A 13,000-nucleotide genomic window follows, 5' to 3' on the forward strand; every position below is an offset into this window, starting at 1 on the left:
CCGGCCGGGGCGGGTCGTTGCCCCGGCATGAAGAAGACGAAGCTCCTGGCCACGGCCACGGACACGGACACCGCGACCTGTGTCGGCAGCCTCGTCGTCCCGGCGGTCAAGTCCGTGTCCCCGCTACCGCTGGGCAACCCCTTGCCCAGGTGCGGCCGGGGCAGCCTGATCCATCACGGCCGCTGAGGAACGGCGCTCACGGCAACCGATCGACACCGGAAGCACGACACCGGCCCGAGCAGCCGCTCTCGTACCCTTGGCTGACATGAACCACGTCCAGCTCGCCGCCCTGGGAAGGGCCCTGCGGCTTCTCGGGGAGCACGGGGAGGCGCTGACCTCCGACACCCCGGACGCCCGGCTGCACGAGATCAAGGCCGACCTGCGCCGGGCACTCGACCTGGTGGAGGAGAGCGTCGGGAGCGGCGCGCCCAGCACCCGCTGCCCCGAGCATCCGCAGGGCCCCGTCGACGAGAGCGCGCCCGATCTGTGTCTGCTCTGTGAGACCCGCCGCCGGGCCGCCCGGCGGTCGGAGTTCCAGGGTGGGCGGACCGGACCTGCACCCACCGCCACCGCACCCTCCCGTTACGGGGTCCGGGGCGACCGGCCCCAGCCGCAGCAGCGCTGGTTGCCGGAGGCGTGGAACGGGCACGAGTGGCAGTTGTGCGGGACACCGAGGAGGGACCGGCACGAGGCAGAGGCGTACCTCGCCGCTCAGCGGCGCGGATCGCGGCCCGCCATGGCCTACCGGCTCGTGCACGAGTTCACCGACTACGAGGTGCTGCGGGTGTGGGGTACCCCCGTGCACGTCGACATCGAGCCGATGGGCAACCTGTAGGCCTCAGGCGTCTCAGCTGAGCGTCTTCAGCGACGCCGCGTCGTACGGCTTCAGCTCGTCGAGGCGGTCGGAGAGCACCTTGGCCGCCCACTCCGGGTCCTGGAGCAGCGCGCGGCCCACGGCGACCATGTCGAACTCGTCGGCCTCCATGCGGTCGAGGAGGTTGTCGATGCCCTTGACCTCGGAGCCCTGGCCCTGGAAAGCGCCCAGGAACTCGCCGTCGAGGCCCACCGAGCCGACGGTGATGACCTGCTTGCCCGTGAGCTTCTTCGTCCAGCCGGCCAGGTTCAGGTCCGAGCCGTCGAACTCCGGCAGCCAGTAGCGGCGGGTGGAGGCGTGGAAGACGTCGACGCCGGCCGCGGCGAGCGGGGTGAGGATCGCCTCCAGCTCCTCGGGGGTCTCGGCGAGCCGGGCCGTGTAGTCCTGCTGCTTCCACTGCGAGTAGCGGAAGATGACCGGGAACTCGGGGGAGACCGCCGCGCGGACCGCGGCAACGATCTCCGCGGAGAACTTGGTGCGGGCCACCGGGTCGCCGCCGTAGGCGTCGGTACGGCGGTTGGTGCCCTCCCACAGGAACTGGTCGAGGAGGTAGCCGTGGGCGCCGTGGAGCTCCACGCCGTCGAAGCCGATGCGCTCGGCATCCGCGGCAGCCTTGGCGAACGCGGCGACGACGTCGTCCAGGTCGGCCTGCGTCATCGCCTTGCCGGTCGGCTCGGCGTCCGCCGCGACCAGGCCGGACGGGCCCATCGCGGGGGCCTCCGGGAAGGGAGCCTCGCCGTCCTTGCGGACCATGCCGATGTGCCACAGCTGCGGGACGATCGTGCCGCCCGCCGCGTGCACGTCCTCGGCGACCTTCGCCCAGCCCGCGAGCTGCTCCTCCCCGTGGAACCGGGGAACGCGCGCGCTGTTGCCGGCCGACTCATGGCCCACGTACGTGCCCTCGGTGACGATGAGGCCGACCCCGGCGGCGGCCCGGCGGGAGTAGTACGAGCGCACGTCCTCGCCGGGGATGCCGCCCGGGGAGAACATGCGGGTCATCGGCGCCATCACGATCCGGTTGGGGACGGTGAGACCGTTGAGCGCGATCGGGCGGGACAGGACCTGGGCCGCGCGGGAGGCGGGCGTCGTGACGGTCACGTGGGGGCTCCTCGTGAGTGACGGGGTTAACCGGACGGTATGTGTGCACGCATTGTTGCAGCTCCTTAAGTAATCGCCTATGCGCTGCCACACATTCCGACCCCAGAAGCGCCCTTATGTGACACCGCTCACACTGTCCCGATTCAGCCGCCGCACCCGCTCCCGCAGCACCTCGTCCGGCGGCGCCGGCTCGACCGAGTCCGGCGGACAGTCCCACTCCCGGCCACCGCCGATCGGCCTGAGCTGCACGTAACCTCCCACACGCCCCATGACCTCGCCGATCCGCCCGTTCCGCAGATCCACGAAGTACACGGGCGTACGGGCGGGCCGCTCGTCCGCCGCCGTTTCCTTCATCTCCATTGGGCCAATTCCTCCACGCTGAGTGTTCGCGTTCACCACACAGAGTGGCCGTCAGCGCTCTAACCTGGCCAGAGAGGGCGCCCCAACAACCTCTGCTGTCAGACCAGGAGTTGCCATGGCAGGACCGAAGAGCCTCGATCCGTCGTCATCGCCGCGCGCCCTGCTGGGCGCCGAGTTACGGCACGCTCGGGAGCGGAAGGGGCTGAGTCAGGAGCAGTTGGGCCAACGGCTGTTCGTGAGCGGGTCGTTCATCGGGCAGTTGGAGGCGGGGACTCGGCGGATGCAGATGGACTTCGCGCGGATGCTGGATGAGGTGTTGGGCACGGGCACCTTCTTCCAGCGGAACTGCGGGGCGGCGGCCAAGTCCCGCTACCCCGAGCACTTCGCGGAGGCAGCGGAGGCGGAGTCGATCGCCACAGCCATCCGCCACTACGCGCCGATGCTGATCCCCGGGTTGCTCCAGACGCCCGCGTACGCACGGGCAGTGAACCGGGCGTACGCACCGACGGCACCGGAGGAGACGATCGATGAGTGGGTGGAAGGCCGGGTGGCGCGGACCCGTCTGCTCAACGACCCAACAAAGCCGATGTTGTGGGCAGTGCTTGACGAGGCGGCGCTGCGCAGGGAGACCGGTGGCCGAGCGGTGATGGCGGAGGCCCTGCGCCATGTCGCGACCCTGGCCCGTCGGGGCCGGATCATCGCGCAGGTACTGCCGTTCAGCGCGGGAGCGCACAAGGCGATGGACGGTCCACTGAAGCTGATGGACTTCGAGGACGCTCCTCCGCTGGTCTACTTCGAAGGGCCTGGCACCGGACGGCTGGAAGACGATCCGGCGACGGTTGCCCAGCTGAGGTTCACCTTCGAACTCCTCACGGCCTCCGCCCTCTCGCCGGAGAACTCTCTAGCCCTCGTCGAGGCGATGGCGCAGGATTACGACCATGAGGAACAGCCCTGACTACGAGCTGAGCACGGCCACCTGGCGCAAGTCCAGCTACAGCGGGGGCGGCGGCAACGACTGCCTGGAAGTAGCCGACGGCCACCCCGCCCTCGTCCCCGTCCGCGACTCCAAAACCCCCCAAGGCCCAAAGCTCGTGTTCCTGCCCTCGGCCTGGTCCGCGTTCGTCGATCACCTCAAGCGCCCCCAGAGCTGAGTCGCCGTCTCTTCCGTGAACTGCGTCGGTGAGGGATCTGTCGGCAGTTGCGCGGGCACCGTCGTGTCCTTCTTCTTGCCCGGCTGGTCGGCGAAGAGGGCGACGGTCAGGGTGAACCGGCCGTCGTAGGCGACGGTCCACACCGTGCGGCGGGTGCTGCCGCCGCCCGCGCCCGCCGTGAACAGGTTCGCCGGAGCGCCGGCGACCGGCGCGGCCACCACGCGGGCGGCCTTCTCGGGCAGGACCCGGTGCCGGTCGGGGTGCGCGGAGTAGACGGTCCGGCCGCCGTGGGTGATGCGGGCGACGGTGTACGGCGCGGCGTACATGCCGGCGGCCGCGACCGCCGCGTACGCCGACGTGAGCTTCAGCGGTGTGGGTGCGGCTGTCTTCGGGAGCCCGGTGAGCGGCGCCCCGAACCGCTGGTCCGCCAGCGGCGTCATCGCCGTACCCGCCTCCACCGCGCCGCTCACCGCGTCGTTGAAGGGTTGCCGGGCGTAGTCCGATCCGCCGTACAGCACCCGCACCGCACCGTCGCCGGGCTCGATGCCGACGACCGCGGTGTGCAGGCGTACGCCGCTCTTGGCGGACTTGAGGCCCTTGACCTGTTCCGCCGTGGAGTCCTGCAGCGGGAGGTCGAAGGTGGTGTGCACGGTGTAACCGCCGCGCGCCAGCTGGTCCTCGGTGATGCCGAGCCGGTCGGCGGCCTCTTTCGCCGCGATGTCGATCAGGTACTGCCGCTGTCCGTCGGTGGCCCCGGGCGGATAGAACCGGAACGCCGGGAAACGGGCCTCGGCCCGCTGTTTCGCCGTGATGTTCCCGCTCGCCGCCATGGCGTCCAGTACCCACGCCCAGCGGCGCTGGAGCGTCGCCGTGACCTTCGGGTCCGAGCCGGCCTTCTCGTAGTAGGAGGGGAGGTTGATGATGGCGGCCAGGGCCGCGCCCTGGGAGACGGTGAGGTCCTTGGTGTCGACGTCGAAGTAGTTGCGCGCGGCCGACTGGATGCCGGCGGCGCCCCGGCCGAAGTACACGGTGTTGAGGTAGCCCTCCAGGATCTCGTCCTTGGAGCGGGTGCGGTCCAGCTTGACCGCGATCAGCGCCTCGCGCGCCTTGCGGGACAGTGACTGCTCGGGGCTGAGCAGCGCGTTCTTGACGTACTGCTGGGTGATGGTGGAGCCGCCCTGCCGTTCGCCGCCGGTCAGCGCCGCCCCGACGGCGCGGACGATGGCCTTCGGGGAGACTCCGGAGTCGGTCCGGAAGGAACGGTTCTCCGCGGCGATCACCGCGTCCTGCACATACCTCGGCACCTGCGACAGCGGCACTTCCTGACGGTCCACCGGGCCCCGGCGGCCCAGGTAGGCACCCTTCTCGTCGAGGAAGACGGTGCTCTGGACGACCGTGTCCGGGTGCGGCTCGGGAATGACGGTGAGCTTGTACGCGACGACGACCGCACCGACCAGCAGGGCGAGCAGGAGCAGGAAGGCGGCCAGCAGTCGGCGCGCGATACGGCCCCGGTTGCGGCGCAGACGGACGCGGAGCGGGATGCGGCGCGAACTCGCAGGCTTCGGCGTCTCCTTGGACTCCTCCTTCAGCTCCGGGGTCATGCCCGCCACCCCCCGTTCCGCAGCTGTGCCACGACGGCGCCCGCGGCGTCGTACACCGTGACACCCACACCGCCAGCACCGCCCGCACCGCCCTCGGCGCTCCCGACGCTCCGCGGCATCGCCATCCCCTCGACGAAGAGCGTCTTGGTGTCCCGCGCGGACAGCGACGTACTCGCGTACCAGACGCCCCAGCCGGGGCTGCCCGCCAGGGTGAGCACCTTGGCGGCGACCTCGCCGTGACCGGTGCTCAGCTCGACGCGTCCCGGGTCCCCGGAGACGCCGTAGTACAGGCCGGACAGGAAGTACCTGCCCTTGACCGGCTCCGCCTGCAGGGACACCCCCGGCTCGTGGCGTGGGTAGCCGTCCAACCCGCGGAACTGGTCGGCCTGTTCCGGCGTCGACCAGTGGCTGCCGTCCGCGGTCAGCCACATCTCCACGCCGGGCGCCGCCTGCACCCGCTCCCCGGGCGCCACGATCCGTATGGAACCCACCGCCCGGCCGACCGCCGTACCGGACGAGTCACCCTGGCCGCTTCCGGCGACCCGGCCGACGGCGACGAAACCCCCGGCCACCAGCGCCACCGCACAGCCACCGGCGACCACCGCGGCCCGGCGCCGCCGCCACGCCCGCCCCCGCGCGGTCACCGTGTCCAGCGGAGGCGGGCCGGGGACCACGTCACGGGCCGCGGCGGCGTAGGCCTCGCGCAGCCGCTGTTCATCGCCCCCGGCCGCCTTCGTCCCACGCCGGGCGAAGTGGCGTACCGCGCCCTTGGAGACGCCGAGCAACTGGCCTATCTGCGCGTCCGGCAGGCCCTCCCCGTACCGCAGCACCAGCACGGCCCGCCGGCGGGCGGCGGGCCGCGCCAGCGGCCACGGCCGCCGCAACCAGCTGCGCACGAGCTGACGCCGTACGTGGAAGTCCACGTCGTTGCGCGGGACCCGGCGCCAGCGCGCGTACACCCGTATCAGCGTCCGCCGGGCCAGTTCGTCCGCCTCGGGCAGGTCCTCGGTGAGCAGCCGCGCGGTGACGAGGAGCCGGGGCCAGCAGGTGCGCGCGTAGGCGGCGAAGTCGTCATGGATCCGGGCACGCGTCCGCATCGTCTTCTCCTTGGGGTCACGTGTTTCGATGTACGCCGCGCACGCGGCCCACGGGACCTGTACGCACGGGCGGGGCAGGTGGGTTGCACGGGAAACGAAAGACCCAGAGAGACGCAGCAAGACTCAGCAAGACGCGGCAAGACTCCGGCGGAGGGCATGACCGAGGACGAGTTCGACGCTTTCTACGCGGCCGCCTTCCCCCGTCTGACCGGGCAGCTCTACGCCTTCACCGGAGACCACGGCGAGGCCCAGGACGTGGTGCAGGAGGCGTTCGTACGCGCCTGGGACCGGCGGAAGTCCTTCCTGGCCGACAGTGCCCCGGAGGCCTGGATCCGCACGGTCGCCGTACGGCTGGCGGTCAGCCGCTGGCGGCGTGCCAGGCGCTGGCTGGAACTGGTACGGCGGCACGCCCCGCCCGAGTCGACGCCGGGGCCCGGCCCCGAACACACGGCACTGGTGGCCGCGTTGCGCCAATTGCCCCAGGCACAGCGGTTGGCGATCGTCCTGCACCATCTGTGCGACTTGAGTGTCGAGCAGGTAGCCTCCGAGACCGGCGCGCCCGTGGGCACGGTCAAGGCCCGGTTGTCCCGGGGCCGGGCGGCACTGGCGAAGCAGCTGGGCACGGACGAGGCCGATGAGCCGGTACGGAAGGAGGGCGGCCGTGTCGGATGACCCCACCATGGATGAACTGGCCGGTGCACTCCGCGCGTTGGCGACGGCGAACGAGACCCCGCCATCCGTCGCCGCCCCCGGGATCCGACGCCGCGCCGTCCGCCGCGGTCGCCGTCGTCGCACGGCCCTCGCCCTCGGCGCGGGCGCCGCGGCCCTCGCCCTGGCGGCCTTCGCGCTGACGCTGAACTCGGGCGGCGCCGCCCCCGGCCACCGCCAGGCCCCGGCGGCCACCGCTCCCCGGCTCCCGGCGTCCCCCACCCCCTCCCCCCTCGCCTCCCCGGTCACCGGCGTGGTGAACTTCGCGAAGCGGGCCCTGACCGTCGGCGGCCGGGTCATGCCCATCACCTCGGGCTACCCGACCCGCACCCCCGCCGACCTGCTGACCGTCTCGGCGAAACTCGACCTCACCCGGGACACGGTCGACGAACTCGCCAAGTCCACCTGCAAGGTGGCGGAGCCGTATGTGGTCGAACTCCGCGGCAGCGACAGGTCCAGCCTCTACGTCGGCTCACTCGCCTGCGCCCCCAGAACCGGCACCTGGATCGGCCTCGACACGAAGGACGCCGTATGGCTCTACAACAGGCTGAAGCCGGGCGACACGCTGTCGGTGGCGGTCACGCCGAGGACCTAGCCCCGGCAAACGCCCGAGGGCGGCACCCCCAGCCGGAAGCTGGGGATGCCGCCCTCGGAAAGGACAGGTGATCCGGGAAGGATCAGAAGTCCATGTCACCGCCCGGCATGCCGCCGCCGGCCGGCGCGGCGGCCTTCTCCGGCTTGTCGGCGATGACGGCCTCGGTGGTGAGGAAGAGCGCGGCGATGGAGGCGGCGTTCTGCAGGGCAGAGCGGGTCACCTTCGCCGGGTCGATGATGCCCTCGGCGACCAGGTCGACGTACTCACCGGTCGCGGCGTTCAGGCCGTGGCCCGGGGTCAGGTTGCGCACCTTCTCCACCACGACACCGCCCTCGAGGCCGGCGTTGACGGCGATCTGCTTCAGCGGGGCCTCCAGGGCGATGCGCACGGCGTTGGCGCCGGTCGCCTCGTCACCTTCCAGGTCCAGCTTCTCGAAGACCGAGGAGGCCTGGATGAGCGCCACGCCACCACCGGCGACGATGCCCTCCTCGACGGCCGCCTTGGCGTTGCGGACGGCGTCCTCGATGCGGTGCTTGCGCTCCTTGAGCTCCACCTCGGTGGCGGCACCGGCCTTGATGACCGCGACACCACCGGCGAGCTTCGCCAGGCGCTCCTGCAGCTTCTCGCGGTCGTAGTCCGAGTCGCTGTTCTCGATCTCGGCGCGGATCTGGTTGACCCGGCCGTTGACCTGCTCCGAGGAGCCGGCACCGTCGACGATGGTGGTCTCGTCCTTGGTGATGACGACCTTGCGGGCGCGGCCCAGGAGGTCCAGGGTCGCGTTCTCCAGCTTGAGGCCGACCTCCTCGGAGATGACCTCGCCGCCCGTGAGGATGGCGATGTCGCCGAGCATGGCCTTGCGGCGGTCACCGAAGCCCGGGGCCTTGACGGCGACGGACTTGAAGGTGCCGCGGATCTTGTTGACGACCAGGGTCGACAGGGCCTCGCCCTCGACGTCCTCGGCGATGATCAGCAGCGGCTTGCCCGACTGCATGACCTTCTCCAGGAGCGGGAGCAGGTCCTTGACCGAGGAGATCTTGGAGTTGGCGATGAGGATGTACGGGTCCTCCAGCACCGCCTCCATGCGCTCCATGTCGGTCGCGAAGTAGGCGGAGATGTAGCCCTTGTCGAAGCGCATGCCCTCGGTGAGCTCGAGCTCCAGGCCGAAGGTGTTGCTCTCCTCGACGGTGATGACGCCTTCCTTGCCGACCTTGTCCATGGCCTCGGCGATCAGCTCGCCGATCTGGGTGTCGGCGGCGGAGATGGACGCGGTGGAGGCGATCTGCTCCTTGGTCTCGACGTCCTTCGCCTGCTCCAGCAGGGCGGCGGAGACGGCCTCGACGGCCTTCTCGATACCGCGCTTGAGGGCCATCGGGTTGGCACCGGCGGCGACGTTGCGCAGGCCCTCCTTGACCAGGGCCTGGGCGAGCACGGTCGCGGTGGTCGTACCGTCACCGGCGACGTCGTCCGTCTTCTTGGCGACTTCCTTGACCAGCTCGGCGCCGATCTTCTCGTACGGGTCCTCGAGCTCGATCTCCTTGGCGATGGAGACACCATCGTTGGTGATCGTGGGGGCGCCCCACTTCTTCTCGAGGACGACGTTGCGACCCTTGGGGCCGAGCGTCACCTTCACGGCGTCCGCGAGCTGGTTCATGCCGCGCTCGAGGCCGCGCCGCGCCTCCTCGTCGAACGCGATGATCTTGGCCATGTGAAGTGGTCCCTCCAGGACTGGGGGTGATTCCTTCGGACCGCGCCCGCGCCCGCGACGGACGGCTCGCCGGCCGCGTGGTTCCTTGCCCCACTTGGCCTGCGGGCCTCACCGACCCGGTCCTTCACTGTCACTCTCACCTTCAGAGTGCTAACGCCAATGATTAGCACTCGGCATGGTCGAGTGCAAGCGCCCTACGGGGTACGGCACCCCCGTCAGCCGCCCGCGAACACCGTCACCCGGGCACGACGAAGGGCCCACACCCCGAGCGAGGTGCGGGCCCTGCGAAGATGAACGAAGAACGTCGCTGACAGTCGACGCGTGCTTCAGCTGGTCGCCAGCCGGACCATGTCCGCCTGCGGGCCCTTCTGGCCCTGCGAGATCTCGAAGTCGACCCGCTGCCCCTCTTCCAGGGTGCGGTAACCGTCCATCTGGATCGCGCTGTAGTGGACGAAAACATCCGCACCACCGTCGACCGCGATGAAGCCGTACCCCTTCTCCGCGTTGAACCACTTGACGGTGCCCTGAGCCATGCCTAACTCCCCTATTACTGGCCCTTGCACAGATCCACACTTCGCGGACCCGGGTCAGACCTCACCCCCCATCGGTCGGGGGCGTGCGCCGGAACGCGTCGACCGCGGCTGAATGTATCTGTCCAACTGCCGTCTGCAACAGGTCAATCGGACGAGAATTCTGGACGGGAACGGTCCGGAATGTGGGGAGAATTCACCTGACTTCAGGGCAAGTCGGGCTCCATGAACCGCCACAAAAGCCGCATAGAACCCGCGCAGTTTGGCTACTTCTTGTCGGGTCTGCGGCATCAATACAGGGTCCCCGACCGGCGGTCCGGGAGCGTGTTCCCCAACTCTACCGCGCTCAATCACACAGAATTGCCCCCTCCGCTTCTCTCACGGAGGGGGCAATTCGATGAACAATGCGTAACTGAAGTTACCCAAGGTAACGATCAGCCGCCGGCGACGGCCGGAATGATGGAGACACCGGCGCCGTCCGGGGTCGCGGTCTCCAGGCCCTGCTCGAAGCGCACGTCGTCGTCGTTGACGTAGACGTTCACGAACCGGCGCAGCTTGCCCTGGTCGTCCAGCACGCGCGCGGCGATGCCGGTGTGGTTCTTCTCCAGGTCGGCGATGACCTCGGCGAGGGTGGCACCTTCGGCGGCCACTTCGGCCTGCCCGCCGGTGTAGGTGCGCAGGATGGTGGGGATGCGAACGGTCACGCTCATGCGAGGCCAGCCTCTCGGAAGGAGTCCAGGGTCGGTCGGATGGTGGCGGTCAGGCCGGTCCCGGCCACCGCGTCAAGGGTCTTCAGGCCGTCACCGGTGTTGAGCACCACCGTGGTCTTCGTCGGGTCCAGGACGCCGTCCTTGATCAGCTTGCGGGTGACGCCGACGGTCACACCGCCCGCCGTCTCCGCGAAGATGCCCTCCGTGCGGGCCAGCAGCTTGATGGCGTCGACGACTTCCTCGTCCGTCACGTCCTCCACGGCACCACCCGTGCGGCGCGCGATGTCCAGGACGTACGGGCCGTCGGCCGGGTTGCCGATGGCGAGGGACTTGGCGATGGTGTTCGGCTTCTGGGGACGGACCACGTCGTGGCCGGCCTTGAAGGCGGTCGACACCGGCGAGCAGCCCTCGGCCTGCGCACCGAAGATCTTGTACGGCTTGTCCTCGACGAGCCCCAGCTTGATCAGCTCCTGCAGACCCTTGTCGATCTTCGTGAGCTGGGAGCCGGAGGCGATCGGGACCACGATCTGGTCGGGCAGCCGCCAGCCGAGCTGCTCGCAGATCTCGTACGCGAGGGTCTTGGAGCCCTCGGCGTAGTACGGCCGCAGGTTGACGTTGACGAAGCCCCAGCCCTCGCCGGCCGGGTCGCCGATCAGCTCGGAGCAGAAGCGGTTCACGTCGTCGTAGTTGCCCTCGATGCCGACGAGGTCACCGCCGTAGATCGCGGCCATGACGACCTTGCCCTGCTCCAGGTCGTGCGGGATGAACACGCACGAGCGGAAGCCGGCCCGGGCGGCGGCGGCGCCGACGGCACCGGCGAGGTTGCCGGTGGAGGAGCAGGACAGGGTGGTGAAGCCGAAGGCGCGGGCGGCCTCCAGGGCCTGGGCCACCACGCGGTCCTTGAAGGAGTGCGTCGGGTTGCCGGAGTCGTCCTTGACGAACAGGCCGCCGGTGACGCCGAGTTCACGGGCGAGGTTGTCGGCCTTGACGAGCTTGGTCCAGCCCGGGTTCAGGTTCGGCTTGTCGGCCACGTCGGCCGGGACCGGCAGCAGCGGCGCGTACCGCCAGATGTTCGCGGGGCCGGACTCGATCCGGCGGCGCAGCTCTTCGGTGTCGTAGGCGGAGAAGTCGTAGGCGATCTCCAGCGGGCCGAAACACTCCTCGCAGGCGAACACCGGGCCGAGCGGGACGCGGTGACCGCACTCGCGACAGCTCAGGGCCGCGGCGGGACCGAGGTCGACGGTGGAATCGGTGGAGCTTGCAACTGTCTGCACAGCCATGGAGGCGAGGCCCTTTCTCCTCATCTTCCTCACGACGCATCTCGCCGTGAGACGGATTTGGCACCTTCCCTGGCCGGGAGCCTCGCGTGAACGAGTGCGGCTCAGGGGGGTTGCCGGGGCTTCATCGGGCCGTGTCCCTCTGCCCCTCTGGATGAGCGGTATGCGGTTGTGAGCGCCTGGCTGACCCCCGACATGCGATGGTCACCAGCGTTGTTCAAGACTGTAACCGAAGGCCAAGACAGTTGAGAGAGTCGTCCGAACCGCGAGACAACAGTGAGGAGCCGCCGACCGTGCTGGAAGAAGTCGAGCGCTGGCTGAGCACCCGCTCCTGGTCCGTGACCGATCGCCCCCTGCACAAGATCTTGGCCGCCAAGCAGCGTACGGGCCAGTCGGTGTCCGTCGTGCTGCCCGCGCTCAACGAGGAGGAGACCGTCGGCGACATCGTCGCGATCATCCGCCACGACCTGGTGGAGCGGGTCCCGCTCGTCGACGAGATCGTGGTGGTCGACTCCGGCTCCACCGACCGCACCTCCGAGGTCGCCGCCGCCGCGGGCGCCCGGGTCGTTCACCGGGACGAGATCCTGCCGCGCATCCCCGCCGTCCCCGGAAAGGGTGAGGTGCTGTGGCGCTCCCTGCTGGTGACCAGTGGGGACATCGTCTGTTTCGTCGACGCGGACCTGAAGGAGTTCTCCCCCGACTTCGTCACCGGGATCGTCGGCCCGCTGCTCACCGAGCCGGACGTGGACCTGGTCAAGGCGATGTACGACCGTCCGCTCGCCGGAACGGCCGGCCAGGGCGGCCGGGTCACCGAGCTGATGGCCCGCCCGCTGCTGAACATGCACTGGCCGCAGCTCGCCGGATTCGTACAGCCGCTGGGCGGCGAGTACGCGGCCCGGCGCTCGCTGCTGGAACAGCTGCCGTTCCCGGTCGGGTACGGCGTGGAGCTGGGCATGCTGGTGGACGCCCTGCACCTGGTGGGTCTCGACGCGCTGGCACAGGTGGACGTGGGCGTGCGCAAGCACCGCCACCAGGACGGGCAGGCGCTGGGCCGGATGGCCGCGGCGATCTACCGTACGGCCCAGCTGAGGCTGGCCCGCGGCCATCTGATCCGTCCCGCCCTCACCCAGTTCGAGCGGGGCGAGGACGGCTTCGAGCCGCGCACCTACTCGGTGGACACCGAGGAACGGCCGCCGATGGTGGAGATCGCCGAGTACGCCGAGCGCCGGGTGGCCTGAGTTGGTATACGGCCGCGACACCCGGCGTGGCCGTACGTTTGAGCGTTTCCGGGCCG

General features: G+C 70.1%; 15 protein-coding genes and 1 riboswitch. Of the genes, 7 read left to right on the forward strand and 8 right to left on the reverse strand.

Annotated elements, in window-relative coordinates:
• Positions 1-27: 27 nt before the first annotated feature.
• Both ACZ418_RS14065 and ACZ418_RS14070 read left to right on the forward strand, forming a co-directional pair.
• Positions 28-186 carry a hypothetical protein gene (locus tag ACZ418_RS14065; protein WP_468362008.1) on the forward strand — a complete coding sequence of 53 codons (159 nt, stop codon included), beginning with the start codon at positions 28-30 and terminating at the stop codon, positions 184-186.
• A gap of 79 nt (positions 187-265) precedes the next feature.
• Positions 266-835, forward strand: coding sequence for a hypothetical protein (locus tag ACZ418_RS14070; protein ID WP_468362010.1), 570 nt, complete (start codon positions 266-268; stop codon positions 833-835).
• A 12-nt stretch (positions 836-847) separates the two neighbouring features.
• Here ACZ418_RS14070 and ACZ418_RS14075 read toward each other — a convergent pair whose 3' ends face one another.
• Positions 848-1,972 (reverse strand): NADH:flavin oxidoreductase, encoded by a 1,125-nt coding sequence (locus ACZ418_RS14075; RefSeq protein ID WP_468362012.1) that lies wholly within the window; start codon positions 1,970-1,972, stop codon positions 848-850.
• Between the two features lie 114 nt (positions 1,973-2,086).
• Positions 2,087-2,332: a hypothetical protein gene (locus ACZ418_RS14080; RefSeq protein WP_468362014.1), complete on the reverse strand. Its 246-nt coding sequence runs from the start codon at positions 2,330-2,332 to the stop codon at positions 2,087-2,089.
• A gap of 115 nt (positions 2,333-2,447) precedes the next feature.
• On the opposite strand from ACZ418_RS14080, the gene ACZ418_RS14085 reads away from it, so the two are divergent.
• The gene (locus ACZ418_RS14085) at positions 2,448-3,287 is read left to right on the forward strand and encodes a helix-turn-helix domain-containing protein (RefSeq protein WP_468362016.1); all 840 of its coding nucleotides are present in this window, start codon (positions 2,448-2,450) and stop codon (positions 3,285-3,287) included.
• The gene (locus ACZ418_RS14090; protein ID WP_468362018.1) at positions 3,271-3,483 is read left to right on the forward strand and encodes a DUF397 domain-containing protein; all 213 of its coding nucleotides are present in this window, start codon (positions 3,271-3,273) and stop codon (positions 3,481-3,483) included. The genes ACZ418_RS14085 and ACZ418_RS14090 overlap by 17 nt, the downstream gene beginning before the upstream one ends.
• On the opposite strand, the gene ACZ418_RS14095 is transcribed toward ACZ418_RS14090, so the two are convergent.
• Together ACZ418_RS14095 and ACZ418_RS14100 are read right to left on the reverse strand one after the other, a co-directional pair.
• A complete protein-coding gene (locus ACZ418_RS14095) occupies positions 3,459-5,084 on the reverse strand; it encodes a transglycosylase domain-containing protein (RefSeq protein ID WP_468362020.1) in 1,626 nt (541 codons plus the stop codon). The two genes, ACZ418_RS14090 and ACZ418_RS14095, sit on opposite strands and share 25 nt — an antisense overlap.
• Positions 5,081-6,181 carry a sigma factor-like helix-turn-helix DNA-binding protein gene (locus ACZ418_RS14100; RefSeq protein ID WP_468362022.1) on the reverse strand — a complete coding sequence of 367 codons (1,101 nt, stop codon included), beginning with the start codon at positions 6,179-6,181 and terminating at the stop codon, positions 5,081-5,083. Before ACZ418_RS14100 ends, ACZ418_RS14095 begins: the two co-directional genes overlap by 4 nt.
• A gap of 156 nt (positions 6,182-6,337) precedes the next feature.
• Between ACZ418_RS14100 and ACZ418_RS14105 the strand changes: the two genes are divergently transcribed.
• Both ACZ418_RS14105 and ACZ418_RS14110 read left to right on the forward strand, forming a co-directional pair.
• Complete coding sequence (locus tag ACZ418_RS14105; RefSeq protein ID WP_468362024.1) at positions 6,338-6,853, forward strand: SigE family RNA polymerase sigma factor; 516 nt, start codon at positions 6,338-6,340, stop codon at positions 6,851-6,853.
• Positions 6,843-7,484: a hypothetical protein gene (locus ACZ418_RS14110; protein WP_468362026.1), complete on the forward strand. Its 642-nt coding sequence runs from the start codon at positions 6,843-6,845 to the stop codon at positions 7,482-7,484. The genes ACZ418_RS14105 and ACZ418_RS14110 overlap by 11 nt, the downstream gene beginning before the upstream one ends.
• 82 nt (positions 7,485-7,566) lie before the next feature.
• Here the strand turns inward: ACZ418_RS14110 and groL are convergent, their stop codons facing one another.
• The 4 genes from groL to thrC all read right to left on the reverse strand — a co-directional run bounded on the left by groL (position 7,567) and on the right by thrC (position 11,709).
• Positions 7,567-9,189 carry a chaperonin GroEL gene (gene groL, locus ACZ418_RS14115; protein ID WP_468362028.1) on the reverse strand — a complete coding sequence of 541 codons (1,623 nt, stop codon included), beginning with the start codon at positions 9,187-9,189 and terminating at the stop codon, positions 7,567-7,569.
• A gap of 326 nt (positions 9,190-9,515) precedes the next feature.
• On the reverse strand, positions 9,516-9,722 hold the full coding sequence (locus ACZ418_RS14120) for a cold-shock protein (RefSeq protein WP_019057200.1): 207 nt from the start codon (positions 9,720-9,722) through the stop codon (positions 9,516-9,518).
• Between the two features lie 431 nt (positions 9,723-10,153).
• The gene (locus ACZ418_RS14125) at positions 10,154-10,429 is read right to left on the reverse strand and encodes a MoaD/ThiS family protein (protein ID WP_004000249.1); all 276 of its coding nucleotides are present in this window, start codon (positions 10,427-10,429) and stop codon (positions 10,154-10,156) included.
• Positions 10,426-11,709 (reverse strand): threonine synthase, encoded by a 1,284-nt coding sequence (gene thrC, locus ACZ418_RS14130; RefSeq protein WP_468362030.1) that lies wholly within the window; start codon positions 11,707-11,709, stop codon positions 10,426-10,428. Before thrC ends, ACZ418_RS14125 begins: the two co-directional genes overlap by 4 nt.
• Positions 11,710-11,726: 17 nt before the next feature.
• Positions 11,727-11,867, reverse strand: a riboswitch (SAM riboswitch).
• A gap of 132 nt (positions 11,868-11,999) precedes the next feature.
• Here thrC and ACZ418_RS14135 point away from each other — a divergent pair.
• Positions 12,000-12,944, forward strand: coding sequence for a glucosyl-3-phosphoglycerate synthase (locus ACZ418_RS14135; RefSeq protein ID WP_468362032.1), 945 nt, complete (start codon positions 12,000-12,002; stop codon positions 12,942-12,944).
• Positions 12,945-13,000 lie beyond the last annotated feature (56 nt).

The sequence above is a fragment of the Streptomyces sp. NPDC030820 genome (assembly GCF_055572075.1).